Source organism: Sanguibacter sp. 25GB23B1, from assembly GCF_040012415.1.
Classification (GTDB): Bacteria; Actinomycetota; Actinomycetes; order Actinomycetales; family Cellulomonadaceae; genus Sanguibacter.
Genome location: NZ_JBDYKL010000009.1, coordinates 21,834 through 48,300, shown reverse-complemented (window position 1 = coordinate 48,300; position 26,467 = coordinate 21,834). Strand labels below are relative to the sequence as shown.

At 71.9% G+C, this 26,467-nt stretch carries 26 protein-coding genes; 18 read left to right on the top strand and 8 right to left on the bottom strand.

The genetic code is table 11. From position 1 onward, the window contains the following. Nucleotides 1–116 precede the first annotated feature (116 nt). Nucleotides 117–1,610, bottom strand: coding sequence for an alpha-L-arabinofuranosidase C-terminal domain-containing protein (locus tag ABKW26_RS07460; protein ID WP_348592432.1), 1,494 nt, complete (start codon nt 1,608–1,610; stop codon nt 117–119). 273 nt (nt 1,611–1,883) lie between these two features. On the opposite strand from ABKW26_RS07460, the gene ABKW26_RS07455 reads away from it, so the two are divergent. From ABKW26_RS07455 to ABKW26_RS07425, 7 genes are all read left to right on the top strand, one after another. Beyond that, entirely contained in the window at nt 1,884–2,900 is a 1,017-nt protein-coding gene (locus ABKW26_RS07455; protein ID WP_348592308.1) for a LacI family DNA-binding transcriptional regulator, read from the top strand. 23 nt (nt 2,901–2,923) lie between these two features. Further along, nucleotides 2,924–3,814: a rhodanese-related sulfurtransferase gene (locus ABKW26_RS07450; protein ID WP_348592307.1), complete on the top strand. Its 891-nt coding sequence runs from the start codon at nt 2,924–2,926 to the stop codon at nt 3,812–3,814. A gap of 298 nt (nt 3,815–4,112) precedes the next feature. Beyond that, complete coding sequence (gene rplM, locus ABKW26_RS07445; RefSeq protein ID WP_348592305.1) at nt 4,113–4,556, top strand: 50S ribosomal protein L13; 444 nt, start codon at nt 4,113–4,115, stop codon at nt 4,554–4,556. A 47-nt stretch (nt 4,557–4,603) separates the two neighbouring features. Next, nucleotides 4,604–5,092: a 30S ribosomal protein S9 gene (gene rpsI / locus ABKW26_RS07440; protein ID WP_348592303.1), complete on the top strand. Its 489-nt coding sequence runs from the start codon at nt 4,604–4,606 to the stop codon at nt 5,090–5,092. Nucleotides 5,093–5,220: 128 nt separating this feature from the next. Further along, nucleotides 5,221–6,570, top strand: coding sequence for a phosphoglucosamine mutase (glmM, locus tag ABKW26_RS07435; protein ID WP_348592301.1), 1,350 nt, complete (start codon nt 5,221–5,223; stop codon nt 6,568–6,570). Continuing rightward, nucleotides 6,567–7,208, top strand: a complete 642-nt coding sequence (locus ABKW26_RS07430) for a peptide deformylase (protein WP_348592299.1) — start codon at nt 6,567–6,569, stop codon at nt 7,206–7,208. The genes glmM and ABKW26_RS07430 overlap by 4 nt, the downstream gene beginning before the upstream one ends. A 148-nt stretch (nt 7,209–7,356) precedes the next feature. Beyond that, on the top strand, nt 7,357–8,034 hold the full coding sequence (locus tag ABKW26_RS07425; protein ID WP_348592297.1) for a VTT domain-containing protein: 678 nt from the start codon (nt 7,357–7,359) through the stop codon (nt 8,032–8,034). Nucleotides 8,035–8,054: 20 nt separating this feature from the next. On the opposite strand, the gene coaA is transcribed toward ABKW26_RS07425, so the two are convergent. Beyond that, on the bottom strand, nt 8,055–9,005 hold the full coding sequence (gene coaA, locus ABKW26_RS07420) for a type I pantothenate kinase (protein ID WP_348592295.1): 951 nt from the start codon (nt 9,003–9,005) through the stop codon (nt 8,055–8,057). A 53-nt stretch (nt 9,006–9,058) separates the two neighbouring features. Between coaA and glmS the strand changes: the two genes are divergently transcribed. After that, a complete protein-coding gene (gene glmS, locus ABKW26_RS07415; RefSeq protein ID WP_348592294.1) occupies nt 9,059–10,924 on the top strand; it encodes a glutamine--fructose-6-phosphate transaminase (isomerizing) in 1,866 nt (621 codons plus the stop codon). 54 nt (nt 10,925–10,978) lie between these two features. After that, nucleotides 10,979–11,329 carry a holo-ACP synthase gene (locus ABKW26_RS07410; RefSeq protein WP_348592292.1) on the top strand — a complete coding sequence of 117 codons (351 nt, stop codon included), beginning with the start codon at nt 10,979–10,981 and terminating at the stop codon, nt 11,327–11,329. A 15-nt stretch (nt 11,330–11,344) separates the two neighbouring features. On the opposite strand, the gene ABKW26_RS07405 is transcribed toward ABKW26_RS07410, so the two are convergent. Both ABKW26_RS07405 and ABKW26_RS07400 read right to left on the bottom strand, forming a co-directional pair. Continuing rightward, a complete protein-coding gene (locus ABKW26_RS07405) occupies nt 11,345–12,694 on the bottom strand; it encodes a hypothetical protein (RefSeq protein WP_348592291.1) in 1,350 nt (449 codons plus the stop codon). A 192-nt stretch (nt 12,695–12,886) separates the two neighbouring features. Next, nucleotides 12,887–13,873 (bottom strand): LLM class F420-dependent oxidoreductase, encoded by a 987-nt coding sequence (locus ABKW26_RS07400; protein WP_348592289.1) that lies wholly within the window; start codon nt 13,871–13,873, stop codon nt 12,887–12,889. An 85-nt stretch (nt 13,874–13,958) separates the two neighbouring features. Between ABKW26_RS07400 and ABKW26_RS07395 the strand changes: the two genes are divergently transcribed. Genes ABKW26_RS07395 through ABKW26_RS07355 form a run of 9 tightly spaced genes read left to right on the top strand, consistent with a single transcriptional unit; the run spans nt 13,959 to nt 23,044 of the window. Then, nucleotides 13,959–15,590, top strand: coding sequence for an NAD(P)H-hydrate dehydratase (locus tag ABKW26_RS07395; protein ID WP_348592287.1), 1,632 nt, complete (start codon nt 13,959–13,961; stop codon nt 15,588–15,590). Nucleotides 15,591–15,598: 8 nt separating this feature from the next. Further along, nucleotides 15,599–16,258 (top strand): nucleoside/nucleotide kinase family protein, encoded by a 660-nt coding sequence (locus ABKW26_RS07390; protein WP_348592285.1) that lies wholly within the window; start codon nt 15,599–15,601, stop codon nt 16,256–16,258. 58 nt (nt 16,259–16,316) lie between these two features. Then, nucleotides 16,317–17,510 (top strand): alanine racemase, encoded by a 1,194-nt coding sequence (gene alr, locus ABKW26_RS07385; protein WP_348592283.1) that lies wholly within the window; start codon nt 16,317–16,319, stop codon nt 17,508–17,510. After that, nucleotides 17,507–18,073 carry a tRNA (adenosine(37)-N6)-threonylcarbamoyltransferase complex ATPase subunit type 1 TsaE gene (gene tsaE, locus ABKW26_RS07380; protein ID WP_348592281.1) on the top strand — a complete coding sequence of 189 codons (567 nt, stop codon included), beginning with the start codon at nt 17,507–17,509 and terminating at the stop codon, nt 18,071–18,073. Before alr ends, tsaE begins: the two co-directional genes overlap by 4 nt. A gap of 9 nt (nt 18,074–18,082) precedes the next feature. After that, on the top strand, nt 18,083–18,790 hold the full coding sequence (gene tsaB / locus ABKW26_RS07375) for a tRNA (adenosine(37)-N6)-threonylcarbamoyltransferase complex dimerization subunit type 1 TsaB (protein WP_348592280.1): 708 nt from the start codon (nt 18,083–18,085) through the stop codon (nt 18,788–18,790). Beyond that, entirely contained in the window at nt 18,787–19,347 is a 561-nt protein-coding gene (locus ABKW26_RS07370) for a GNAT family N-acetyltransferase (protein WP_348592278.1), read from the top strand. The genes tsaB and ABKW26_RS07370 overlap by 4 nt, the downstream gene beginning before the upstream one ends. Next, nucleotides 19,344–20,258 carry a sulfurtransferase gene (locus ABKW26_RS07365; RefSeq protein WP_348592276.1) on the top strand — a complete coding sequence of 305 codons (915 nt, stop codon included), beginning with the start codon at nt 19,344–19,346 and terminating at the stop codon, nt 20,256–20,258. The genes ABKW26_RS07370 and ABKW26_RS07365 overlap by 4 nt, the downstream gene beginning before the upstream one ends. Before the next feature lie 4 nt (nt 20,259–20,262). Next, nucleotides 20,263–21,306, top strand: coding sequence for a tRNA (adenosine(37)-N6)-threonylcarbamoyltransferase complex transferase subunit TsaD (gene tsaD / locus ABKW26_RS07360; protein WP_348592274.1), 1,044 nt, complete (start codon nt 20,263–20,265; stop codon nt 21,304–21,306). A 40-nt stretch (nt 21,307–21,346) separates the two neighbouring features. After that, entirely contained in the window at nt 21,347–23,044 is a 1,698-nt protein-coding gene (locus ABKW26_RS07355; RefSeq protein ID WP_348592272.1) for a glycoside hydrolase family 3 N-terminal domain-containing protein, read from the top strand. Here ABKW26_RS07355 and ABKW26_RS07350 read toward each other — a convergent pair. The 4 genes from ABKW26_RS07350 to ABKW26_RS07335 all read right to left on the bottom strand — a co-directional run bounded on the left by ABKW26_RS07350 (nt 23,041) and on the right by ABKW26_RS07335 (nt 26,423). Continuing rightward, nucleotides 23,041–23,568, bottom strand: a complete 528-nt coding sequence (locus tag ABKW26_RS07350; protein WP_348592270.1) for a hypothetical protein — start codon at nt 23,566–23,568, stop codon at nt 23,041–23,043. The genes ABKW26_RS07355 and ABKW26_RS07350 overlap by 4 nt on opposite strands. Further along, a complete protein-coding gene (locus ABKW26_RS07345) occupies nt 23,565–23,921 on the bottom strand; it encodes a PadR family transcriptional regulator (RefSeq protein WP_348592268.1) in 357 nt (118 codons plus the stop codon). The genes ABKW26_RS07350 and ABKW26_RS07345 overlap by 4 nt, the downstream gene beginning before the upstream one ends. A 97-nt stretch (nt 23,922–24,018) precedes the next feature. Further along, nucleotides 24,019–25,155: a glutamate--cysteine ligase gene (locus ABKW26_RS07340; RefSeq protein WP_348592266.1), complete on the bottom strand. Its 1,137-nt coding sequence runs from the start codon at nt 25,153–25,155 to the stop codon at nt 24,019–24,021. Nucleotides 25,156–25,157: 2 nt separating this feature from the next. After that, entirely contained in the window at nt 25,158–26,423 is a 1,266-nt protein-coding gene (locus ABKW26_RS07335; RefSeq protein WP_348592265.1) for an SAM-dependent methyltransferase, read from the bottom strand. Nucleotides 26,424–26,467 lie beyond the last annotated feature (44 nt).

Below are 26,467 nucleotides of genomic sequence, written 5' to 3'. Positions count from 1 at the left end.
CCCTGCTGAGCGACGCCCGTGTTGCAGCCAGGTGAACTCTCCGGGTCGGCGAGGCGCGCACGCGCGGGATCTCGGGGGCGAGGCGAGGGTGGTTGCCCTCGTCCCGCCCCCTGTTTTCAGGGTGCCAGCGTGAGCGACACGGTCACGTAGGAGTGAGCGGGCAGGTCCACCTCGAGGCCGAGCGCGTGCTCGCGGACGCCGACGTACGGGACCGGCGCGACGGCGTCGGGCACCTCGGGGGTGTTGTGCGCCTGGAGGTCGCTCGCGCCGAGCAGCCGCGCCGAGAACGCCGAGACAGCGCCTCCGCGCAGGTCCAGCACCACGGTGCGGGGGCTCTCCGCGTCGAGGTTGGACAGCGAGACGAGGGCCGAGCCGTCCTTCGTGGAGGCCGACGCGGAGAGGAGGCTCATCTCTGAGCCGTCCACCTCGCGCGTGGGGAGGTCGCCCTTGAGGTGCACGTCGAGCTTCCGGGCGTCGTGGTGCCCCGTGTTCATCTCGAACACGTGGTAGGTCGGTGTGAGGACGAGCGCCCCGGAGTCGGGGTCCGTGAGGATCATCGCCTGGAGCACGTTGACGGTCTGGGCGATGTTGGCCATCGCCACCCGGTCGGCGAAGGCGTGGAAGACGTCGAGGTGGACGGTCGCGACGAGCGCGTCGCGCAAGGTGTTCTGCTGGTACAGGAACCCGGGGTTGGTGCCCTCCTCGACGTTCCACCACGTGCCCCACTCGTCGACGATCAGGCCGACCGTCCGCTCGGGGTCGTAGCAGTCCATGATCGCGGCGTGCGCACGGACCAGCTCCTCGATCCGGCGAGCCCGCTTCATCGTCAGGTAGTACTCGTCCTGGGTGAAGGAGGTGGCGTCGCCCTTGTCCTCCCACGGGCCGGTGTGCGTGTAGTAGTGGAGCGAGAGGCCCTGGAAGAAGCTGTTGGGCGTGCGCGAGCAGCCGAGGCAGGAGAGCGCCTTCATGAGGGTCTCCGTCCACGAGTAGTCGTCGACGTTCGCACCAGCGGCGATCTTGTAGACCTGGTTCTCGCCGTGGTTGCGCACGTAGGTGCCGTACTGGCGGGCGAGGCTCACGTAGTGCTGGGCATCCATGTTCCCTCCACAGCCCCAGGCCTCGTTGCCGAGACCGAAGAACGGCAGGGTCCACGGCTCGTCCTGCCCGTTCTGGCGGCGCAGGCTCGCCATGGGGGAGTCGTCGCCGCGCGTGAGGTACTCCACCCACTCGCTCATCTCGCGCACGGTGCCCGAGCCGACGTTGCCGTTGACGTAGGGCTCGGCGCCGAGCAGCTCGCAGAGCTTCATGAACTCGTGCGTGCCGAAGGAGTTGTCCTCGACGACGTCCCCCCAGTGGGAGTTGACCATGCGCGGACGGTCCTCGCGCGGACCGATGCCGTCGCGCCAGTGGTAGTCGTCGGCGAAGCAGCCGCCGGGCCAGCGCAGGTTCGGGATGCTCAGCGCCCCGAGCGCCTCGACGACGTCGAGGCGGATCCCGGCCTCGTTCGGGATCTCGGAGTCCTCGCCCACCCAGAAGCCGCCGTAGATGCACCGGCCGAGGTGCTCGGCGAAGTGCCCGTAGATGTGGCGGGAGACGGTGGGGCCGGGCATGTCGAGGTTGATGACGGCGGTCGTGGTGGTGGTCTGCACGGGTGCACTCCAGGTGTGGTCGGGCGGGCAGCGGTGGCGCCTCGATCTCGTCGCGATGCTGGTCGGCGGCTCTGCCGGCACGGACGGACGACGATGGTGTATCGATATACCAGGACGTCGTGTCGACTCTCGCACCTCGTTCTCGACGGCGTCAACCCCTCGAGACCACGGACTGAGAACGGTCATGCAGCCCCAGGTGTGGGAGCGTGGTCCCATGTCGGAGAGGGGACTGCCATGACCACCATGAGCGACGTCGCCCGTGCGGCCGGCGTCTCTGTCATGACGGTGTCCAACGTCGTCAACGGCCGACCGCGCGTCGGCGCGGAGACGCGCCTGCGGGTGCTCGACGTCATCGCGGAGCTCGGCTACGAGGTCAACCTCAACGCGCGTCGCCTGCGCGCGGGCCGTACCGACACGGTCGCGCTCATCGTCCCCGGCTTCGAGCACATGTACTTCGCCGACCTCGCCGCCCGCGTGGCGAGGTCGCTCGAGCAGACCGGCCGGCACCTCGTCGTCGAGCGAGGAGGGGCGAGCCGGGAGGGCGAGCTCGCCGCCCTCTCGCTCGCACGCCTGCGGATGTACGACGGCGTCCTGCTCAGCGTCGTGGGTCTCGAGCGCTCCGACATCGACCGGCTCCGCGCCGCGACACCGATCGTCCTCCTCGGAGAGCGGGACCTGCCGAAGCGCTACGACCACGTCGCGATGGACAACGTCGAGGGTGCTCGCCTCGCGACCGCCCACATGCTCTCGACAGGGTCCCGGGACGTGGTGATCCTCGGCGGGTCGGCGCAGGCGGCGACAGGCGAGGGCGGGATGGCCCCGACGCGGACGGTGGGATGGCGCGCAGCGCACGACGAGGCCGGCCGCGCTGCCGACCCGCGCCTCGTGGTCGAGCTCACGCACCCCGGCACAGCCGAGGCCCGGCGGGCCGTCGCCGACCTCGTCGCGTCCGGCACCGTGTTCGACGGGATCTTCGCGGTGACCGACGCCGTCGCGGTCGGCGCGCTCGCTGGGCTCGCCGACGCGGGCCTGCGGGTGCCCGACGACGTGCAGCTCGTCGGCTTCGACAACCTCGCGGTCTCCGAGTTCCTCGTCCCGGCACTCACCACCGTCGACCCCGGCCACGACGTCATGGTGCGGGAGGCGTTGCGGCTCCTCGACCGACGGATCGCGGCAGACGGCGGCCCCGTGATCGCCGAGCGCATCGTCGGACCGGTGCGCCTCGTCCACCGGGGCACGACCCGTCGCTAGCGCGCGCCGCCTACGCTGGGAGCATGGCTGTGCACAAGATCGTCCTCTTCTACGCGCTCACGCCGGTGGCCGACCCGGTCGCGGTGCGGCTCTGGCAGTCCGCGCTCGCGGAGCGCTGGGACCTCACCGGTCGGGTGATCGTCTCGACGCACGGCATCAACGCGACGCTCGGCGGCACGGTCGAGAAGCTCAAGCAGTACGTCAAGACCACGCGCCAGTACCCCGGCTTCGCGGGAATGGACGTCAAGTGGTCCGACGGGACGGGCCATGACTTCCCCCGCCTGAGCGTCAGGGTGCGCCCGGAGCTCGTGAGCTTCGGCGCCCCGGACGAGCTCCGGGTCGACGAGTCCGGCGTCGTCGGCGGAGGGGTGCACCTCAGCCCGAGCGAGGTGAACGAGCTCGTCGCCCGGCGCGGGGACGACGTCGTCTTCTTCGACGGACGCAACGCCTTCGAGGCCGCGATCGGGCGGTTCCGGGGCGCGGTCGTGCCGGACGTCGCCACGACGCGCGACTTCGTCGCCGAGCTCGACTCCGGGAAGTACGACGACCTCAAGGGGCGTCCCGTCGTCACGTACTGCACGGGGGGAATCCGCTGCGAGGTGCTCTCCTCGCTCATGACCTCGCGGGGCTTCGGTGAGGTGTACCAGCTCGACGGCGGCATCGTCCGCTACGGCGAGGAGTTCGGGTCGAGGGGCCTCTGGGAGGGTTCCCTCTACGTGTTCGACGAGCGCATGCACGTCGAGTTCGACGCACAGACGCAGCCGTTGGGGGAGTGCACCGCGTGCGGTGCCCCGACCGCCAAGTACGAGAACTGTGCGTCGCCGTCGTGCGTCACGCTCCGGCTGTTCTGCAGCGGCTGCGCGCACCTGGCGACCGAGGGGCGCTGCCCCGCGTGCGAGCTCGCCCCCGTGTGACCGGTCGCCCGCGGTCGCTCGGGTAGACTGACCGCGCGACTGGCTCCACTCCTCCGCTCTCGTGCTTCTCTCAGCGGTTCCGCACCGTGCTCCTGGCCTCGCCCGGACGCGCGAGGCGCCACTGTGATGCAACCGGTTTTGACCGGCTGCCCCTTGAGCGGATATCGTGGCTAGTCGTTGTGCTTCCACACGTGACCGGTGCGCCCACTCGCTAGGTCTAAGACGAAGCGCTCACCGACCTCGCCGGCCGCAGAATCCTGCGCCGGAGAAGACACAAGACGAAACGAAGGCTACGACAGTGCGTACGTACACCCCGAAGCCCGGCGACATCCAGAGCGAATGGTTCGTCATCGACGCGACCGATGTCGTCCTGGGCCGCCTCGCAACCCACGTCGCGACTCTGCTCCGTGGCAAGCACAAGGCCACCTATGCCCCGCACGTCGACGGCGGTGACTTCGTCATCGTCATCAACGCGGGCAAGGTCGCCCTGACCGGAAACAAGCGTGAGCAGAAGCTGGCATACACCCACTCCGGTTACCCGGGTGGACTGCGTGCCGTCGCTTACTCCGAGCTCCTGGAGAAGCGTCCGGAGCGCGCCGTGGAGAAGGCCGTTCGCGGCATGATCCCCAAGACCACGCTCGGTCGCAACCAGCTGGGAAAGCTCAAGGTCTACGCAGGCTCTGAGCACCCCCACGCTGCGCAGCAGCCGAAGCCTTTCGAGATCACCCAGGTCGCCCAGTAGGCCCCGGCCTGCTGAGCAGACATATCAAGGACGCGAGGACACCACCAGTGGCCGAGACCACCGTCGACATCGACGCGCTGGAAGAAGACTCTCCCAGCACCTACACCTCTGAGACCGTCGCCCCCGCGGGCCGCGGCCAGAGCATCACCGCGCCGGCCCAGGCACTGGGCCGCCGCAAAGAGGCGATCGCCCGCGTGCGCCTCGTCCCCGGCACCGGACAGTGGAAGATCAACGGGCGCACGCTCGAGGGTTACTTCCCGAACAAGGTCCACCAGCAGCTGGTGAACTCCCCGCTGAAGCTCGTCGACGTCGAGGGTCGTTTCGACGTCGTCGCCCGCATCAACGGTGGCGGCACCTCCGGCCAGGCCGGAGCCCTTCGTCTCGGTATCGCTCGTGCGCTCAACGAGATCGACGAAGAGCACAACCGCGCAGCCCTCAAGAAGGCTGGCTTCCTCACTCGCGACGCACGCGTCGTCGAGCGCAAGAAGGCCGGTCTCAAGAAGGCCCGCAAGGCACCTCAGTACTCCAAGCGCTGATCACTGCGCTCACGCCGACGGCCCCGATGGTTCGCCATCGGGGCCGTCGGTCTTTGGATCGCAGGCACCGGACCGACGACGGTCCGGAGGGCGCGGGTGCGGAGCTCGCGCGGACACGAGGAGACACCATGGGACGACTTTTCGGAACCGACGGCGTGCGAGGCGTCGCCAACCGCGACGTCACGGCCGAGCTCGCACTCGACCTCGCCGTCGCTGCAGCGCACGTCCTCGGCCAGCGGGGCGAGTTCTCCGGGCACCGGCCCAAGGCCGTCGTCGGACGAGACCCGCGGGCCTCCGGAGAGTTCCTCTCCGCGGCAGTCTGCGCCGGGCTCGCGAGCGCGGGCGTCGACGTCGTCGACATCGGAGTGGTGCCGACCCCTGCGGTCGCCTACCTCGCGGCCAACACGAACACCGACCTCGGCGTGATGATCTCCGCCTCGCACAACCCGATGGCCGACAACGGCATCAAGTTCTTCGACCGCAGCGGGTCCAAGCTCGACGACGACGTCGAGGACCAGATCGAGGCGCGGCTGCGCGAAGGATGGGAACGACCGGTCGGCGCGAACGTCGGTCGCATGACCCAGGACTTCGCCGCGGTGTGGCGCTACGTCGACTACATCGTCTCGACCGTCCCGCACACCCTCGACGGTCTCAAGATCGTCGTCGACTCCGCGAACGGCGCCGGGAGCGAGGTCGGGCCGGAGGCGCTCCGCCGCGCCGGCGCCGAGGTCGTCGTCATCGGTTCCTACCCCGACGGCGAGAACATCAACGAGGGCTACGGCGCGACGAGCCCGCGGCGCATGGCCGCCGCGACCGTCGGGCACTGGGCGCACGCAGGAGTCTCCTTCGACGGGGATGCGGACCGCTGCATCGCCTCGGACGAGGAAGGCGAGATCGTCGACGGGGACCAGATCATGGGGATCCTCGCCCAGGCGCACTCGGAGCGTGGCACCCTCGCGAACGGGACGCTCGTCACGACCGTCATGTCGAACCTCGGGCTCAAGCTCGCGATGGAGCGCCACGGTATCCGGACCATCGAGACGAACGTCGGCGACCGCTACGTCCTCGAGGAGATGCGTCGCGGCGGGTACTCCGTCGGCGGCGAGCAGTCCGGGCACGTGCTCCTCACGGACTACGCCACGACCGGCGACGGCATCCTCACGGCGCTCCACCTGCTCAGCCGCCTGGCCGAGAGCAAGGGCACGATGTCCGAGCTCGCCTCCGGCATCGAACGGCTCCCGCAGAGCCTCGTGAACGTCAAGGACGTCGACAAGTCGCGCGCGTCGACGGACGAGGACATCCTCTCCGCCGTCAAGGAGGCCGAGGCACTGCTCGGCTCGACCGGCCGGGTCCTCCTGCGCCCTTCCGGGACGGAGGCGCTCGTGCGCGTCATGGTCGAGGCGCCGAGCCAGCAGCAGGCCGACGACGTCGCGCACTCCCTGGCAGGTGTGGTCCGCTCGCGGCTGTCCCTCGCATGACGACCGACAGCGCGCTGCGCGACGCGATCGAGCAGCACCTCGACACGCACTCCCGGGGCGTGCTGCCTCTCGTCGAGGCAGGCCACCCGGTGCTGCGCCTCCCAGCGGCCCGCTACGACGACCAGCTCGGCGCCCTGCTCCCGGCGCTCCTCGAGAGCATGCGCCTGACGATGCTGGACGCTCCGGGCGTCGGGCTCGCGGCACCCCAGATCGGGATCAGCCTCGCCCTGGCCGTCATCCAGGACCCGGGCGTCGGCGACACCGACCTCGCCGACGTCCGTGAGCGGACCCCGCTGGACTACCGCGTCCTCGTCAACCCGGACTACGCGGGCGTCGGCCCCGACCGGCGCTCCTTCTACGAGGGCTGCCTCAGCGTCCCCGGGTACCAGGCGGTCGTCGCGCGGCACCGGAGCGTCCGGCTGACCTGCACCGACGAGAACGGCGTCGCGGTGGACGAGGTCCTCACCGGATGGCCCGCCCGGATCGTCCAGCACGAGACCGACCACCTCCGCGGTGAGCTCTATCTCGACCACGCGCAGACGCGGTCCCTGGCGACCAACGAGAACCTGGCACGCTACTGGTCCGACACCCCCGACCCGTCGAGGGCCGCCCAGATGATGAGCTTTCCGCTCGACTGATCAGACCCGGGTCTGACGACGCACCGACCTGCCGAGTGGTCGAATATCAGGGATCAGTCAGGGGAGACCCTCATTGTTGGCGTCGCCCCTGGTACATACGCTGGGACGGCCTCGACACGGAGGCGCCAGCGGAGGGACCGGTAGACGCGTGCTCGACGGACTAGAACTCTGGGCAGAAGGCCTGGCGGCATCGCCGTGGGTCTTCGTCGTCCTCTTTGCCTTCGTGACGATCGACGCCTTCTTCCCACCGGTCCCGAGCGAGTCTCTCGTCATCGCTCTCGCGGCGCTGTCGCTCTCCACGGGGAGCCCCGACCCGTGGGCACTGGCTGCGGTAGCGGCCGTGGCGGCGTTCACCGGGGACATCCTCGCGTACACCATCGGGCGCCGGATCGACGTCCACCGGCTGCCGTTCATGCGGGGTCGGCGCGTGCAGTCGGCGTTCGTCTGGGCTGATCGCGCGTTCCACCAGCGTCCCGCACCGATCATCATCGCCGCGCGGTACATACCCGTCGGCCGGGTCGCGGTGAACATGACGGCCGGGACCCTGCGCTATCGGTTCCGCAGCTTCGCGGGCCTCGCGGCGATCGCCGCGGTCACGTGGGCCGCGTACTCGACACTGATCGGCATCGGTGCCGGGGTCTGGCTCCACGGGCGTCCGTTCCTTGCCGTCGCGGTCGGCGTCGTCGGCGGGACGGCCATCGGGTTCCTCGTCGACTGGGTGCTCGGCCGGGTGCTGCGCGTTCGCGGCCAGGAGTCACCGGTCGATGGACCGGTCGCTGTCGCGGCGTCCGAGAAGGTTGCCGTGGGCGCGTCGAGAGCTCCCTGAGAGGGTCGGCCTGGTGCGGATCAGAGCTTGCGCAGCCGCACGCGCTCGACCGAGTGGTCGGCGCCCTTGGTGAGCACGAGCGTGGCGCGGCTGCGGGTGGGCTGGATGTTCGCGACGAGGTTCGGTGCGTTGATGGAGTCCCAGATCCCCTCCGCCATGTCCACGGCGTCCTCGTCGGACAGGGTCGCGTAGCGGTTGAAGTAGGACTCCGGCCGTGCGAACGCCGTCTTGCGCAGCGACAGGAACCGGTCGACGTACCACTGGCGCACGTCGGCGGTCCGGGCGTCGACGTAGATCGAGAAGTCGAAGAAGTCGCTCACCGCGAGGCTCGACGCCGCCTCCGTGCTGCGTGCCGGCTGCAGGACGTTGAGCCCCTCGACGATGAGGACGTCCGGGTGGCGGACGACGGCCTCCCGTCCCGGCACGATGTCGTAGGTGAGGTGGTCGTAGACGGGCGCGCGCACCTCAGTGCGTCCGGCCTTGATCTTCGTGAGGAAGCGGATGAGCGCGCGCCGGTCGTAGGACTCGGGAAAGCCCTTGCGGTCCATGAGGCCGCGGCGCTGGAGCTCGGCGTTCGGATAGAGGAAGCCGTCCGTCGTGATGAGCTCGACGCGCGGCGTGTCCGGCCACCGCGCCATCATCTCGCGCAGGATGCGCGACGTGGTCGACTTGCCGACGGCGACGGAGCCGGCCACACCGATGACGAACGGGGTCCGCGCAGAGTCCTCCCGCAGGAACGTCGAGGTCGCGCGGTGGAGACCTTCGTTCGCGGCGACGTAGAGGTTGAGGAGGCGGGAGAGCGGCCGGTAGACGGTGTCGACCTCGTTGAGATCGATGGGGTCGCCGAGGCCCCGGAGCCGTGCGACGTCGTCGTCGGTGAGGGGGAGAGGGGTCGACTCCGAGAGCCGGTACCACGCCGCGCGATCGAGATCGACGTACGGCGTGGCGGGGACGATACGAGAGGAGACCACCCGACGATTCTGCCTGATCGAACGCGGCGCACGTGTCCACTAGACTCTGACGCATGTGTGGAATCGTGGGTTACGTCGGGTCTTCGTCCGTCTCGAGCCGTCCGCTCGACGTCGTCATCGCGGGGCTCCGCCGCCTGGAGTACCGCGGGTACGACTCCGCCGGGGTCGCCCTCGTGGCGCCGGAGGTCGATCACGTCATCGCCGCCAAGAAGGCCGGCAAGCTCGTCAACCTCATCGAAGAGCTCGAGTCGCGTCCGCTCCCGAGCGCCACCGCGGCCATCGGCCACACCCGCTGGGCCACCCACGGCGCACCGAACGACCTCAACGCGCACCCGCACCTCGCAGGCGACGGGCGGCTCGCCATCATCCACAACGGCATCGTCGAGAACTACGCCCTCCTCAAGCAGGAGCTTCTCGCCGAGGGCGTCGAGTTCCTCTCCGAGACCGACACCGAGGTCACGGCCCACCTCGTCTCACGTGCGTACGACGCGTGCGGAGACCTCACCGAGGCGATGCGCCAGGTGGTCCTCCGTCTCGACGGTGCGTTCACGCTCCTCGCGGTGCACGTGGACCAGCCCGACGTCGTCGTCGGCGCTCGGCACGACTCCCCGCTCGTCGTCGGCCTCGGTGAGGGCGAGAACTTCCTCGGCTCCGACGTCGCGGCGTTCATCGCCTACACACGCGAGGCGCTCGAGCTCGGACAGGACGAGATCGTCACGCTCACACCGAGCACGGTCACCGTCACGGACTTCGCCGGGAACGTCGTGGAGCCCAAGCGCTTCACGGTCGACTGGGACGCCGAGGCCGCCGAGAAGGGCGGCTACGCGTCCTTCATGGACAAGGAGATCCACGAGCAGCCGAAGGCCGTCGCGGACACCCTCCTCGGGCGGACCGACCTCAAGGGCCGTCTGACGCTCGACGACCTGCGCATCGACGAGGCCGTCCTGCGCTCGATCGACAAGATCATCGTCATCGCCTGCGGCACCGCCGCGTACTCGGGGCACGTCGCCAAGTACGCCATCGAGCACTGGTGCCGCATCCCCGTCGAGGTGGAGCTCGCACACGAGTTCCGGTACCGCGACCCGGTCGTCAACGAGAAGACCCTCGTCGTCGCCGTGACGCAGTCCGGCGAGACGATGGACACGCTCATGGCCGTGCGCCACGCCCGCGAGCAGGGCGCGAAGGTCGTCTCGATCGTCAACACCCACGGCTCGACGATCCCGCGCGAGTCCGACGCCGTCCTCTACACGCACGCCGGCCCCGAGGTCGCCGTCGCGTCGACGAAGGCGTTCCTCTCGATGATCACTGCGGCCTACCTCCTCGGCCTCTACCTCGCCCAGCTCCGCGGCAACAAGTTCCCGGACGAGATCGAGGAGATCCTCGAGGAGCTGCGGGCCATGCCCGCGAAGATCCAGGAGGTCCTCGACCGCGGTGCGCGGATCCGAGAGATCGCCCGCTGGATGTCCGACACGTCGTCCGTGCTGTTCCTCGGCCGGCACGTCGGGTTCCCCATCGCGCTCGAGGGGGCGCTCAAGCTCAAGGAGCTGGCTTACATCCACGCGGAGGGCTTCGCCGCCGGCGAGCTCAAGCATGGCCCGATCGCGCTCATCGAGCCTGGTCAGCCCGTGTTCGTCATCGTCCCCTCGCCGCGCGGACGGGACTCGCTGCACGCCAAGGTCATCTCGAACATCCAGGAGATCCGCGCCCGTGGCGCCCGGACGCTCGTCATCGCCGAGGACGGCGACGACGCGGTGATCCCGTACGCCGACGAGGTGTTCTGGGTCCCGCAGTCCCCGACGCTGCTCGCGCCGCTGCTGACGATCGTGCCGCTGCAGATCTTCGCGTGCGAGCTCGCGACGGCCCGCGGCCTCGACGTGGACCAGCCGCGCAACCTCGCGAAGTCCGTCACGGTCGAGTGACCGCGGTGACCGTCGGTTACGCCGCCGGCGAGCCCTGCTAGGTCCGGCCGCCAGGTGATCCTCGGGGTGGGTGTCGACGTCGTCGAGATCGAGCGGTTCATGGCGACGCTCGAGCGCGCTCCCCGCCTGCGGTACAGGCTGTTCACCGCCGTCGAGCGCGACCTCGCCCCGTCGTCGCTCGCTGCCCGCTTCGCGGCCAAAGAAGCGATCGCGAAGGCGCTCGGCGCGCCAGGCAACCTCCACTGGCACGACGTGACCATCCCGCGCGTCCCTGGCGGCGCGCCGGTCATCGAGGCGAGCGGCACGGTCGCCGCGCGGGCGGCCGAGCTGGGTGTCGTGCACCTCCACCTCTCCCTCTCGCACGACGGCGGGATCGCCACCGCGATGGTCGTCGCCGAGGGCTGACCGGTACCGCCCGCGTCAGAAGAAGGACCGGTCGTGCCGCGCCGGGTCGGGCTCGGACGCGAACATCGCTCCGCGCATGAGGAGCAGGGCCTCCGCGTCCGTCGGGACCACGAGCCACAGGACGCCGCTCAGCGGGCACCGGGCGGTGGCGGTCCCCTCCCCGACCGCTGCGAGCCCCTGGCTGTCGTCCCTCGCAACACGGCGCCGCCTGGTGCGTCGCGCGAGAGCAGCCCTCGCCCAGGCGAGCAGGGCGAGGGACGGCGGCGCGGGAGCGATCATGACGAGCATGTAGACGACGAACTGCAGCCACGCCCAGCCCACGAGCCGCTCCGACATCCAGCTGAGGGTCAGCGCCGCCGGCCAGATTCCGGCGAGGACGGCCACGACGGCCACGACGGCGCCGAGCATGTCCCTCTGGCGCCCGACCACCCCTCCGGTCGGCTCGTCGATGTGGGAGTGGGGGAGGGTTCGCCAGGCGCGCCGCTCCGCGGTGGTGAAGGGCCCGAGCCGGACGTGCCGGCGTGTGAGCAGCGTCGCTGCGACGGCGAGCACGGGCACGAGCGGCCACCACACCGTCGAGGTTGCGAGGACCGTGACGACACCGGCACCCGCGCCGAGCAGAGCGATGCCGGACCGCTGCACGCCGTACGCGAGACGGTCAGCCGGAGGGAGGAGCTCCGCCTCGCTCGCCCGCAGCCCGGCGGAGGGCCGTGCGTCGCCGCCCATGGACCGTGCCCTCGAGCGGACCGCCCGCAGGAGGAGCAGCGCACCGGCGCGGTCGCCGCGTCCTGCGAGCCTGGTCGCGGCGTCGGCGTCGGCGTCGGCGTCGGCGTCGGTGACCGGACCGAGGTCGGGGCGGGGCGAGCGGGGAGCGGCGAGGGCGATGCCCGCCGCCTCGAGGGCGTGCGCGGGGACACCGAACCGGTCGTCACGGTCGCGGCGGGAGACGGTCGTCGCCGCGAGGCGCGCAAGGGCGTCGGGGGTGCGCCACCCGGCGCTCGCGACGAGCTCCTCCCAGGCCCGGTCGGCGGTCGTCGTGTCGCCTCGTGCGTCGGCGACGGCGGCGAGGAGCCGGAGCGCGATCGAGCCCTCACCCGTCCGGCGGGCGTAGGAGACGTGGGCGAGGAGCCAGCGGTAGTCGTCGTCCCCCCTGGATATCGAGGCACGCGCTGCCGCGGCGACGACCTCGGGGGCCTGAGCGTCGGCGGGCGGGCCGAGCTCGGTGTCCTCCAGGAGGTCGACGGCATCCTGCGGGCGGCCGCGCACGACGGCGCTGCGTGCGAGGACGAGGTTGCCGAGCTCAGGGTCGAGGGCGTCCACGGGGCTCGCGACGACGAGGCGCGTGGCGAGCGTGTCCTCGCCCACCGCCTCGGCCGTCTAGACCCATCTCGGCCAGGACCGGACGATCTCCGGCGCGGTGGTCGGGACAGAGGGGTCGGTCATGCAGGAGTGATCGGCAACCGTGTCGTGCGCCTTGAGCGACGACGGGGAGCTCCCGCGCGTGCGGACGCTCCCCGTCGTGCCGCGAGAGTCGCCCGCGGTGGCGCGTGCGTGGTCTCAGGCGAACGCGGACGCCACCGTCTGCTCGAAGAGCTCGATGCCGCTGCGGTCGTAGGCGGCCTCGGCGAAGTACGTGATCGCGTAGTCCATGCCGAGCCTCTCGAGCTCCTGGAGCGTGTCGACGATCTGCTCCGGGGTGCCGACGAGCGGTCCGGTGCGGAACTGCTCCTCGGCTTCCGCGGCCTTGGACGGGACCGTCTTGGCGTAGTGCTCGCCGATCCACGCGAGCCGGTCCGCGACGTCCTTCTCGGTCTCGCCGATGACCACGTTGTAGTTGGCGGAGCGGGTGATGGCGTCGAAGTCACGCCCGACGGCATCGCAGTGCTTCGCGAGGATCTCCGACTTGTGCACGAAGGTCTCGGGAGTCCCGTCGAAGTTCGTGTACTGCGCGTGCTGGGCCGCGATCCGCAGCGTCTTCTTCTCGCCGCCGCCCGCGATCCACAGCGGTGGACCGCCGTGCTGGAGGGGGAGCGGGAAGTTCAGCGCACCGTCGACCGTGTAGTGCTTGCCGGAGAAGGTCGCAGAACCGTCTGTCCACATCTGTCGCATGATCTGGACGCCCTCGTCGAGCATGGCGAGCCGCTCGCCGGCGCGGGGGAACCCGTACCCGTACGCGAGCCACTCGTGCTCGTACCAGCCGGCGCCGATGCCCATCTGGGCGCGCCCGCCGCTGATGACGTCGACGGTCGTGGCGACCTTCGCGAGGTACGCAGGGTTGCGGTAGGACATGCACGTGCACATCTGGCCGAGCTTGACCCGGCTCGTCGTCGCCGCGAACGCCGCCATGAGGGACCAGGCCTCGTGCGTGGCCTCCTGGGTGGGCTCGGGAACGGTGTGGAAGTGGTCGTAGACCCACACGGAGTCGAACGTGCTGCCGGTGTCAGCGTGCTGCACCAGGCCGTTCATGGTGGACCAGTGGTCGGCGGCGTCGATGCCGGTGAGGTCTTGGCGCCAGCCCTGAGGGATGAAGAGTCCGAATCGCATGCGCGCAACCCTACGTGGGTGCCCCCGCTCGGCGCGTGTCGAGGGCTCCGCGCGCCGGGTGGTCGCCAGGTGCATGATGGGGCGCATGATCGTCGCTCACGACAGCAGGACCGTCCGCTCTGCCGAGGCACCTCTGCTCGCGGCAGGCGTGCCCCTCATGGACCGTGCCGCGTTCGCCCTCGCCGGCGTCGTCGTGCGGGAGATCCGTGCGCGGAGAGGCCGTGTCCGCGGCAGCACCGTGGTCGCTCTCGTGGGCCCCGGGAACAACGGCGGGGACGCGCTCTTTGCCGGCGCGCGCCTCGCCGGCCGCGGGATCCAGGTCACGGCAGTGCTCACGAGCGAGCGCGTCCACGAGGCGGGCCTCGCGGCACTCCTCGCGGCCGGTGGCCGACGGGTGAGCCTCGTGGCCGGCCTGGCGGGGCCCGACGCGCCGCCCCGGACGCCCGGGGTCGCCGTCTCGGCGGCGGCCCGCCTCGTCCAGGACGCGGACGTCGTGCTCGACGCGCTCCTCGGACTCGGCGGTACCGGTGGGCTGCGGGGCGCGGCGCGTGATCTCGTGACCGCCGTTCTCCACCCGCCGGTCCGGCCCGACGGCCGCGGACCGCTCGTCGTCGCCGTCGACCTGCCCAGCGGCATCGGCGTGGACGACGGGAGCGTCCCCGGCGTCGTGCTCCCGGCGGACGTGACCGTGACGTTCGGGGCGACCAAGCCAGGACTGCTCCTCCCGCCTGCCGCAGAGCTTGCCGGACGTGTCGAGGCGGTCGACATCGGTCTCGCGCTGGACGCGGTCGACGGGTCTGCGCAGGAGCGACCGGTGCTCCGCCGGCTGAGCGCACGGGACCTCGTCGACCAGCACCTGCTCGCCCCACCCGGTGCCGCGGTGCACAAGTACACCCGCGGTGTGGTCGGCGTGGTCGCCGGGACAGAGCAGTACCCGGGTGCCGCGTTGCTCACCGTGAGCGGCGCGATCCGCACGGGGACCGGCATGGTCCGGTACCTCGGCGCCCGGGACGTGACGAGCGCCGTGCTCGCAGCGCGCCCCGAGGCTGTTCCGGCCGGTGGCCGGGTGCAGGCGTGGGCCCTCGGCCCAGGCATCTCGACGGCACCGCCCGCGACCGACGACGCCACCCGTGCCCAGCAGGGACGGATCCGGCACGCGCTCGCGCACGCGACCGGTGAGCTGTCCTCCGACGTGGTGGGGGCCAGGGTTCCGGCGGTCGTCGACGCCGGCGCGCTGGCACTGCTGCCCCGCACCTGCCCGCCGTGGATCGTCCTCACCCCCCATGCTGGCGAGCTCGCCGAGCTCTTGCGCGCTCGCGGCGAGACCGTCGAGCGCCCCGACGTCGAGGCCGAGCCTCTGCGCTGGGCCCAGCGGGCACGAGAGCTCACCGGCGCGACGGTGCTCCTCAAGGGTGGGGTGACCCTCGTCGTCGGGCCGGGGTGCGTGTATTCCCAGGCGGACGGACCGGCGTGGTTGGCCACCGCGGGTGCGGGAGACGTGCTCACCGGCGTGCTCGCCGCCCTTCTCGCGGCGCACTCGGCGGCTGCGGTGAAGGACCCGAGCCTGCCGGCCCGGCTCGCGGCCGCCGCCGCCCTGGTCCACGGGCTCGCGGCGCACCGCGCGAACCCGGGCGGTCCGGTCTCGGCGCTCGACGTCGCCGACGCGCTCCCGGGCACCGTCGCGCACCTGCTGCGCGAGCATGCTGTCGAGGAGTGAGGGCGACGATGGCTGAGGAGAGTGCAGCAGCGGAGATCGAGGTGCTCGTCGCACGGGTCCGGTCGGTGCTCGCGCGTCGGCCGGGGCGGTGCGTCGTGGGGATCACAGGGCCGCCCGGGGCAGGCAAGTCCACGGTCGCGAGCGCGGTGGTCGCCGCGATGGTCGACCCGGGCGGTGGTGAGGAGCCGATCGGTGCCGTCCTCGTGCCGATGGACGGGTTCCACCTGGCCGGCAGCGAGCTCGCGCGCCTCGGCAGCCAGGACCGCAAGGGCGCACCGGACACCTTCGACGCCGAGGGCTATGTCCACCTGCTGCGCAGGCTGCGCGATCGTGAGGAGGTCGTCTACGTACCCGAGTTCCGGCGCGAGATCGAGGAGGCCGTCGCAGGAGCGATCCGCGTCGATGCGACGACGGACGTCGTGATCACCGAGGGCAACTACCTCCTGCTCGACGACGGCCCGTGGGCGGGGGTGCGCCCGCTGCTCGACGAGGTCTGGTACCTCGACCTCGACGAGGACGTCCGCACCGGGCGCCTCGTCGAGCGCCACGTGCGCCACGGTCGGACTCCCGCCCAGGCGCGGGAGTGGGCGCTCGGTCCGGACGAGCGCAACGCGGAGCGGATCGGCGCGACCCGCGCCTCCGCGGACCTCGTCCTGCGAGCGACCTGACAGGTCCGTCCGCCGGCGGGCGGTGGATGACGGGCAGGCAGTGAGAGAATCGGTCCTTGTGAGCACCTACTTCCCGGCGCGCGCGGTCGTCGACCTCGCCGCGGTCCGGTCGAACGTCCAGGCCCTCGTCGGGCGTGCGCGCCCGAGCAACGACCGTACGACGCAGGTCATGGCGGTCGTCAAGGCGGACGCCTACGGCCACGGGCTCGTACCGTCGGCCCGCGCCGCGGTCGAGGGCGGCGCCACCTGGCTCGGCACCGCGCAGGTGAGCGAGGCTCTCGAGCTCCGGGCGGCCGGTCTCGCGACGCGCATCCTCACCTGGCTCTACGCGCCCGGCGCGCCGATCGACGCGCTCCTCCTGGCTGACATCGACGTCTCGGTCGCGGCACCGTGGGCGCTGCGGGAGGTCGTCGAGGCGGCACGCAGCACCGGCCGCACTGCGCGGGTCCACATGAAGGTGGACACCGGCCTGGGCCGCAACGGCCTCGAGATCGACGAGCTGCCGGCCTTCCTCCGGGACGCGGTCGCGGTCCAGGCCGAGGGCCTCGTCGAGCTCGTCGGCATCTGGTCCCACCTCGCGTTCGCCGACGAGCCCGCACACCCGACCGTCCTCGCCCAGGCTGACGTGTTCGACCAGGCGGTCCGGCTCGCCGAGGACGCCGGGGCGCACCTCGAGGTGCGACACCTCGCCAACTCCGCCGCGACGCTGACGAACCCGCGGGCCCACTACGACCTCGTCCGGCCCGGCCTCGCCGTCTACGGGCTCTCGCCCGTGCCGCAGCTCGGCGGCCCGAGCGACTTCGGTCTCGTCCCCGCGATGACCCTCGAGGCGTCTCTCGCGACGGTCAAGGCAGTCCCGGGCGGCCGCGGCGTCTCCTACGCGCACGCCTACACGACACCCTCGGCAACGGTCCTCGGGATCGTGCCGCTCGGCTACGCCGACGGCGTCCCCCGCCACGCGTCGGGCCACCTGCCCGAGCGACCGGGCGGTCCGGTCCGCGTCGGCACCGGTGCCTCGGCACGCACGCTCGCCGTCGCGGGACGCGTCTGCATGGACCAGCTCGTCGTCGACCTCGGGCCCGGCGCGACGGAGCAGGCCGGGGACCGGGTCGTCCTCTTCGGCACGGGCTCCGACGGCGGTCCCACCGCGGAGGACTGGGCGCGCGCCGCAGGCACCATCAGCTACGAGATCACCACCCGGCTCGGGGCCCGCGTCCCCCGGCACCACGTGGACGGAGAGGCAGGACGATGACCGACGAGGCAGCCACCACCGCACCGGACCAGGTCGTCACGGTCGACCTTCCCGACGCGGATGCCACCCGGGCGTTCGGTCGGGCGCTCGCCCACGAGCTGCGCGCGGGCGACCTCGTGCTGCTCACGGGCGACCTCGGTGCCGGCAAGACGACGCTGACGCAGGGCATCGGCACCGGGCTCGGCGTCCGTGGCCAGGTCGCGTCGCCCACCTTCGTCATCGCGCGTGTGCACCCGTCGCTCACCGGCGGGCCCGCCCTCGTCCACGTCGACGCGTACCGTCTCGGTTCGCTCGACGAGGTGGACGCGCTCGACCTCGACGCCGACCTCGAGGACTCCGTCACCGTCGTCGAGTGGGGACAGGGCCTCGTGGAGTCCCTCGCGGGGGAGCGGCTCGAGATCACTCTCGAGCGCCCGCGCGGCGGGATCGACGCGACGACGGACGGCGGGGCCGTCGACGACGCCGAGGTCGGCACCCGTCGTGTCACCCTCCGAGGCGTCGGTGCGAGGTGGACCTCAGCCCAGTTGCCCGCAAGCCCACCATCCACCCCCGAGGGTCAGTAGGCTGGGGTCGTGGCAGTACTCGCGATCGACACGTCCGCTGCGGTCTCCGTGGCGCTCCTCGACAACCTCGGCACGCTGCTCGCCAGCCGCCGGGTCGTCGAGCAGCGTCGGCACGCCGAGCTCCTCTCGCCGATGATCGAGGAGGTCCTCGAGGAGGCAGGCCTGGAGCCGGCGGACCTGCGTGCGATCGTCGTCGGGACGGGCCCGGCACCCTTCACCGGGCTGCGGGTCGGCCTCGTCACCGCGCAGACGCTCGCCTTCTCCCTCGGGATCCCGGTGCACGGGATCTCGAGCCTCGACGCGGTCGCCTCCGAAGCCGCCGACGCCCTCGACCTCTCGCAGGGGGCGAGCGTGCTCGTCGTCGAGGACGCTCGCCGCAAGGAGGTGTACTGGGCGCGGTACAGCGTCGGTGAGGTCGGCGTCCTCGGAGCGGTCGCCGTGTCGGTGACGGCAGGCCCCGGAGTCTCGGCGGCGACGGATGTCGTCGCTGCCGGCCAGGCACGTGACGCCCTCGTCGTCGGACAGGGGACCGAGCTGTACCCGGACGCGTTCGCCGGTGTCCGCACGCCCGACGAGAGCCCGTGCCTTCCCGACCCTGCCTGGCTCGCCCGCCTCGCCCTCGCGCGGGTCGCGGCGGGGGAGACCCTGCCGACCGAGCCGCTCTACCTGCGCCGACCCGACGCGCAGGAGCCGTCGGCCGCGAAGCGGGCGACATGAAGGTCGAGCTGCGACCTCTGCGCGCCGCCGACCTCCCGCGCGTCGCGCTCCTCGAGATCGAGCTCTTCGGTCGCAGCGCGTGGTCCTTCGGGATGCTCGCGGAGGAGCTCGGCGCGCTCGGGCGCTGGTACGTCGCGGCCGAGGAGGTCCGGGAGGACCGCGTCGGTCCCGGAGAGGTCGTCGGCTACGCGGGTCTGTGGTTCGACGGGGAGCTCAGCCAGATCATGACGATCGGGGTGGCGACAGTCGCCCAGCACGACGGGATCGGCTCGCGCCTCCTCCAGGCGCTCATCGACCACTCGCGGACCCTCGGCGCGCGGGGTCTACTCCTCGAGGTCGCCGTGACGAACCGCCCCGCGATCGCGATGTACGAGAAGTTCGGCTTCGCTCGGCTCGGGGTCCGCAAGCGCTACTACCAGCCTGAGGACGTGGACGCCTGGACGATGCGGCTCGACCTCGAGCCCGTGACGGCCGCGCCCGGCTCCTCCCACGAGAGCGCGGACGACGAGCCCGCCGACCGCGAGCCGACCGCCAGCAGAGAGCCGGAGAACGCATGAACGACCAGCTCGCCGACCTCGACGAGCGGCGCGGTCGCGTCTTCGTCGGGCCCGCAGGACTCCGCGGGATCCTCGACTCCGGGCGGCCGGTGACGATCCTCGACGTCCGCTGGGCGCTGGGCAGGAGCGACGGTCGCGAGCAGTACCTCGGCGCTCACGTGCCCGGCGCCGTCTACGTCGACCTCGAGACGGAGCTGTCCGGGCCGGCGACCGCCGCGACAGGTCGTCACCCTCTCCCGTCGGTCGAGGCGCTCCAGGACTCCGCGCGCAGCTGGGGCGTGCGCTCGCGGGTACCCGTCGTCGTGTACGACGCGGTCGGTGGGCTGTCGGCCGCTCGCGCCTGGTGGCTGCTGCGCTGGGGCGGGCACGACGACGTCCGCATCCTCGACGGCGGTCTCACCGCGTGGGTGGACGGCGGAGGCGAGACCGAGTCGCGTGACGTCGTGGTGCCCGAGGGAGACGTCACCCTGCGCGGTGGGCACCTCCCTGTGCTCGACGCCGATGCGGCCGCCGAGCTGGCGCGCACCGGTGTCCTGCTCGATGCGCGCGCAGCAGAGCGGTACCGCGGCGACGTGGAGCCTGTCGACCCCCGCGCCGGCCACATCCCCGGTGCACGCAGCGCCCCCACCGCCGCGAGCCTCGGCCCCGCCGGGCGGCTCGTCGACGCCCCCGAGCTCGTCGAGGCGTTCGCGGGCCACGGGATCACCTCCGCCGACGCGGCTCCTCCGCCCCCCGGCTCCGCGCCGCGGATCGGTGCCTACTGCGGGTCCGGCGTCACCGCGTCGCACGCGGTCGCCGTGCTCGCGGGTCTCGGTGTCGACGCAGCCCTCTACCCCGGTTCCTGGTCGCAGTGGTCGAACGATCCCGCACGTCCCGCGGCCACGGGCAGCGAGCCGGGTGGCCTAACCTAGAGGCATGTCTGCGCCCCTCGTCCTCGGCATCGAGAGCTCCTGCGACGAGACGGGGGTCGCCCTCGTGCGTGGCAACGAGCTCCTCGTCGACGAGGTCGCGAGCTCGGTCGACGAGCACGCCCGCTTCGGCGGGATCATCCCCGAGATCGCGTCCCGCGCCCACCTCGAGGCGATGGTCCCGACGATCGAGCGGGCGCTCGCAGGTGCCGGCGTCTCGCTCGGCGACGTGGAGGCGATCGCCGTCACGGCCGGCCCCGGGCTCGTCGGACCGTTGACGGTCGGTGCCGCCGCGGCGAAGTCGCTCGCGCTCGCGCTCGGGCTCCCCCTGTACGGCGTCAACCACGTCGTCGGCCACGCGGCGGTGGACCAGCTCGTGCACGGCGACTTCCCGGACCGTTTCATGGCGCTCGTCGTCTCCGGCGGGCACTCGTCGCTCCTGCTCGTCGACGACATCGCGACCGCCGTCGTCGAGCTGGGCTCCACGCTCGACGACGCCGCGGGCGAGGCGTTCGACAAGGTGGGACGCCTGCTCGGCCTGCCGTACCCCGGCGGCCCGCACATCGACCGGCTGGCCCGCGAGGGCAACCCGACCGCGATCCGGTTCCCGCGCGGTCTCACCGCCGCGAAGGACCAGGCGAAGCACATGTACGACTTCTCGTTCTCCGGCCTCAAGACGGCTGTCGCCCGGTGGGTCGAGGCGCGCACCGACGACGGGTACCCGATCCCGGTGGCCGACGTCTCGGCCTCGTTCGCGGCGGCGGTCGCGGACGTCCTCACGGCGAAGACGATCGCCGCGTGCCGACGCCACGACGTCGACACCCTCGTCATCGGTGGTGGTTTCTCGGCGAACTCCCAGCTGCGCGAGATGGCTGCCGCCCGGTGCGCCGAGGCCGGGATCACGCTGCGCATCCCGCCGATCCGCTTCTGCACGGACAACGGCGCGATGATCGCAGCGCTCGGTTCTGCGGTGGTCCGGGCCGGCGTCGAGCCCTCGCGCCTGGACATCCCGGTGGACTCGTCCATGCCGCTGACCACCGTCAGCGTCTGAGCCTGCGCCCGTGGTCGGCACGGCACGTGGGGGAGGACGGATGACCCGACGACGGTGGCTCCTCGTCGCTGTCATGGTCGTCCTCGTGGCAGTCGCGGGGACGATCGTCGTGGGACGCTCGGGCTCGGGCGACGCCGACCGCGGTTCCGGTCGCGACGGTGCGCAGACCCCCGGCCCACCCGCGTCCGGGGCCCCGACCGACGGTTCCGAGGACCCGCCCGCGTCTCCGTCGCTCGCGTGGGGTCCCACCGAGGCGGACCTCGCTCAGGGCGTCGCGGACGCCGCTGCTCTGCCGCTCGAGCGCGTGGCCGGGGCGGTCATCGTCCCGCGCTACGCGGGCGTCGACGCGACGACGGTCACCCAGCAGATCACGGACCTCGGCTTCGCGGGCGCGATCCTCTTCACCGAGAACGTCACGGGACCCGACCAGGTCCGCGCGCTCACCGCACAGCTGGCCGCCGCGGGAGCGGCCGACGGTCGTACCTGGCCGGTGGTCGTCGGTGTCGACCAGGAGGGTGGCCTCGTCCAGCGCCTCCGCCCACCCTTCACCCAGCTCCCGTCCTTCGCCGCAGCGGGCGCGACGGGCGACGCGGCGGTCGTCCGTGAGGCCGCCCGCGCCAGGGCGTCCGAGCTGAGGGCGGCGGGGTTCACGATGAACTTCGCTCCGGTGGCCGACGTGACCATCGGACCCGACGACCCGACGATCGGCTCCCGCTCGGCCGGGTCGGAGCCGACGACCGTCGCGCTCGTCACCGTCGCGGCGGTCGAGGGGTCGCTCGACGCCGGGGTCATGCCGGCAGCGAAGCACTTTCCCGGTCACGGCAGCGTGACGGTCGACTCGCACGCGTCGCTGCCCGTCCAGGGCGCCTCGGTCGCGGAGCTCGAAGCGCGCGACCTCGTGCCCTTCGCGGAGTCGGTCGGTGCGGGCACCCCGATGATCATGATGGGGCACGTCGCCGTGACGGCATGGCAGCCCGGCGTACCGGCATCGCTCTCAGCGCCTGCCTATGCCTACCTGCGCGACGAGCTGGGCTTCACGGGGGTGGCCGTGACGGACAGCCTCGACATGGGCGCGGTCACCGCGGGCCGCGGACCGGGGCAGGTGTCCGTGGAGGCACTCGTCGCCGGAGCCGACCTCCTCCTCACCCCGACGGACTCCGTCGCAGCACGTCAGGCGATCGTCGACGCGGTCGCCTCCGGGGCCCTGTCCCGCGCGCGGCTGGACGAGGCGGCCGGGCGGGTCATCACCATGATGCGCTGGCAGGAGAAGCTGGCCGGCCGCGCCGAGGCCATCGCGCCGGTGTCGCCCGCGACGATCGGGTCGGCGGCCCCGGCGGCGCGTGCCTTGAGCGACGCCGCGATCACGGTGCTCACCGGTCAGTGCGCCGGTCCGCTCGTCGCGGGGAACGTCCGAGTCGTGGGCGGTGGCGATCTCGCCCAGGAGGCGTTCGCGGCTGCCGCGGCCCGGGGAGGGCTCGTGCTCGCGGCGCCGGGGGCGCCGGCCGGAGCGGAGGTCCGGCTCGTCACGGGCGCGTCCGGTGCGTCCGGGGGCGACGTGGTCGTGGCGGTCGACGCGCCGCACGCGCTCGCGACGTCCAGCGCTCCGGTGAAGATCGCGGCCTACGGCCGTGACCCGGGGACGATGGATGCGCTCGTCGCGGTGCTCCAGGGACGCCAGGCCGCGCCCGGCAACCTGCCGGTCGCCGTCGGTCCCTACCCGGTCGGGACCGGCTGCTAGCGCGTCCAGGCGCGCCAGCCGCGCGCGACGACGAAGGTGACGACGCCGTAGGCCACGAGCATGAGCAGGAAGCCGATCCCGGTGCTCTCGACCGAGATCGAGTCGGCGGAGGACCGGGCGGTGATGTCGTTCCACAGGTAGGAGCCGGTGGTGACGACCGTGGCGTCGCCCTCGGCCGTCGCCGACCTGGATGCGTCGAGCAGACCCATCGCGTACGTCAGCGTCGTGAAGACCCAGAGGGCCACGACCCCGCCCGCGACGAGCGCACCGAGGGTCCAGCGCGGCAGCGGCCTTCCTTCGGCCTCGCGGTACCCGTGGGCGAGGACCGCAGCGGGTCCGAGGTCACGGACGGCGCCGGTCATGCCGCTGTCGTCCGCGGCTGCGGTGAGCTCCGCGCGCAGGTCGCGGTAGATCGATCGACGCCGTGCGCGGGGGAGGTCGTCCATGAAGAGCGAGAGCCGCGCCAGGTATGCCTCTCGGCGCAGGACGTCCACGAGCGGCGTGCGGGTGCGGGTGGTGGTCATCGGTCGTCTCCGTCGGTGGTCGGGTCGGTGGCGGTCATGGTCTGCACGATGTCGGCGAGGGCGTTCCAGGCGCTCGTGCCGTCCGCGAGGCGGGTGAGCCCTGCGGCGGTCGGTCGGTAGTACTTGCGTGCCGGTCCGGACGGGGAGGCGACGAGGTGCGCCTCGAGGGAACCGTCGCGCTCGAGCCGGGTGAGCACGGGGTAGACCGTGCCGGGCGCGATGTCGGCGAGTCCTGCGTCGCGGAGCCGGGTGACGAGCTCGTACCCGTACGTCTCCTGGCGCCCGAGCGCGGCGAGGATGAGGGTCGGGAGGATGCCTTTGAGCAGCTGGGGGTCGCGCGTGATCTCGTCCACCCGACAGAGGCTATACCCACTACCCGGCATTGCCAACTAGTGGAGGACGGAGAAGCCCGGTCGCTCCCCAGGGAGCGACCGGGCGGGGGCCGACGATCTAGAGCGGCTTCCCGGCCCGCATCTCGGCGACCAACGAAGCGACGACCGCGTCGAGCTCGCCGCCGTTGCGCCGGGCGACCGCTCGCTGCCGCTGGTAGCCGGCACCGCGCCGCACGATCGTGCGCACGCTGTCCAGCTCCTCGAGGCAACCCAGCCGCTCCGCGACCGGCTCGAGCTCCGCGAGGAGCCTCGTGATCGAGTCCGTCACGAGCTCCTCGTTGCCCGCGCGGTCGAGGATGAGGATGGCGTCCATCCCGTAGCGCGCCGAGCGCCACTTGTTCTCCTGGGCGAACCACGGCGGTATCGACGGAAGCTCCTTGCCCTCGTCGAGCAGCGTCGACAGGTGCTCCACGAGACAGTGGTTGAGCGCCGCGAGCGCCAGGACCTCGGTGATGTTCGACGCCCCGTCGCAGATCCGCGTCTCGAGCGTGCCGAACCGCGGCGACGGTCGCAGGTCCCACCGCACCTCGTCGAACTGATCGATGACCCCCGTGTGGAGCATGTCCGCGACGTAGCTCTCGAGCTGGCCCCACTCCTCGAACTGGAACCCGAGCCCCGCGGTCGGCAGCTGTTGGAACATGAGTGCCCGGTTGGACGCGTAGCCCGTGTCCTTGCCACCCCAGAACGGGCTCGACGCGGAGAGGGACTGCAGCTGACCGAAGTGGGTGAGCATCGCCCGCGAGATCGGCAGGACCTTGTCGCGGTCCTCGATGCCCACGTGGACGTGCACGCCGTAGATGAGCATCTGCCGGCCCCACCACTGCGTCCGGTCGATGAGCGTGGCGTAGCGCTGCTTGTCGGTGACCTTCTGCTGCGTCCACCGCGCGAAGGGGTGCGTCCCGGAGGACATGAGCTCGACCCTCAGCGGGTCGGTGAGCGTACGGATCTCCTCGATGCTGCGCTCGAGGTCGTCGCCCGCCTCGCGGACCGTGCGGCACACGCCGGAGACGACCTCGACCGTGTTGAGGAGGAGCTCCTGGCGGATGTGGGGGTGCTGGGAGCCGTCTGCGGGAGCGACCGAGTCGAGGATCGTCTGCGCGACCTGGCGCAGGTCACCGGAGTCCTTGTCGACGAGCGCGAGCTCCCACTCGATGCCGACGGAGGACCTCTCGGAGCGGGCGAAGGGCAGGTGCATCGTCACTCCGTCTGGGGTCGGTCGAGGGGTTCGACCACGAGGATCTGCTGGGAACCGGCGACCCGGGTGAGCACGATCGTCGCCTCCTGTGAGCCCTTGAGGCCGAGCTGGCCCCGCAGGTGCTCGGGCGTGACGGCCGTGCCGCGCTTCTTGATGGTGAGCCGGCCGACCTCCCGCTCCCGGAGGTAGGTCCGCAGGCGCTTGAGGCTGAAAGGCATGACGTCCAGGATGCGGTACCCGGTCGCGAGCGGCACGTTCTCCGTCTCGGCGTGTGGTGTGTCGGTCGTCACGTAGGCGATCGTGCGGTCGAGCAGACGTCCGCCGAGCACTCGAGAGGCGTCGGCGACCAGGCCCGCACGGATCACGGCACCGTCGGGCTCGTAGAGGTACCCGCCCACCCCGGCGACGCCGTCGACGGCCTCCGGGGGGAGGTCCTCGGTGGCGCCGGGCGCACGGTCGCTGCGGAACGTGCGAGCGTCCGACCTGCCACCGGCGGTCCGCAGGAGGAGCGCGGTGCGACCGTGGCCGTCGGGGGCGAGCGGACCGAACCACAGCCCTGCCTCGACGACGTCGCCGTCCACGGAGACCCACTGGGCCTCGCAGTCCTCCGGCAGGCCGTCGTGCGGGATCCCGGGGCCGACCTTGATGCCGACGGCAGGCACGGTGGCGCGCAGCGCCCAGACGTCGTCCAGCGCCGGGGCGTAGGCCTTGGGGTCGAAGATCCGCTTGCCCGACCGGGTCCGGCGGGCGGGGTCGGCGTAGATCCCGACGCTCGGTCCGGTCAGTCCTTCGCCGGCGAGGTCCAGGGCCAGCCCGTCGCCGTACCGGACGACCGCCTCGGGGAACGCGCGCAGGTTCACCGTCGCGATCGCCGCCGTGACCTCGTCGATCTCGGTCGCGAGGACCTTGAGGCCCATGCCGGCGAAAGCCATGGCATCAGCACCCACACCGCACGTGAGGTCGACGACGTGCTCGATCCCGGCAGCGACGTACCGCTGCGCGTGACGAGCCGCGACGACGAGCCTGGTCGCCTGCTCGAGACCGGCGGGCGTGAAGAGCATGCCGTCGGCGAACTCCCCGAACTTGGACTCCGCCTTGCCGCGCAGCCGGGACTGCGTGAGGACGAGCGCCACGAGCTCGGGGTCGAGGCCCTTCGCCCGCAGCCGCTCGGAGAGCACCATCGCCAGCTTCTCGTCGTACGGCGGCATCGCGTTGAGCAGCGCCCAACCGTCCGGGTCGAGCAGCTTCGCGAGCGCGGAAGGATCCATGGCGTGATCCTTTCACGGTTGCCTCGGCCGCGAGCCGCGCCCGG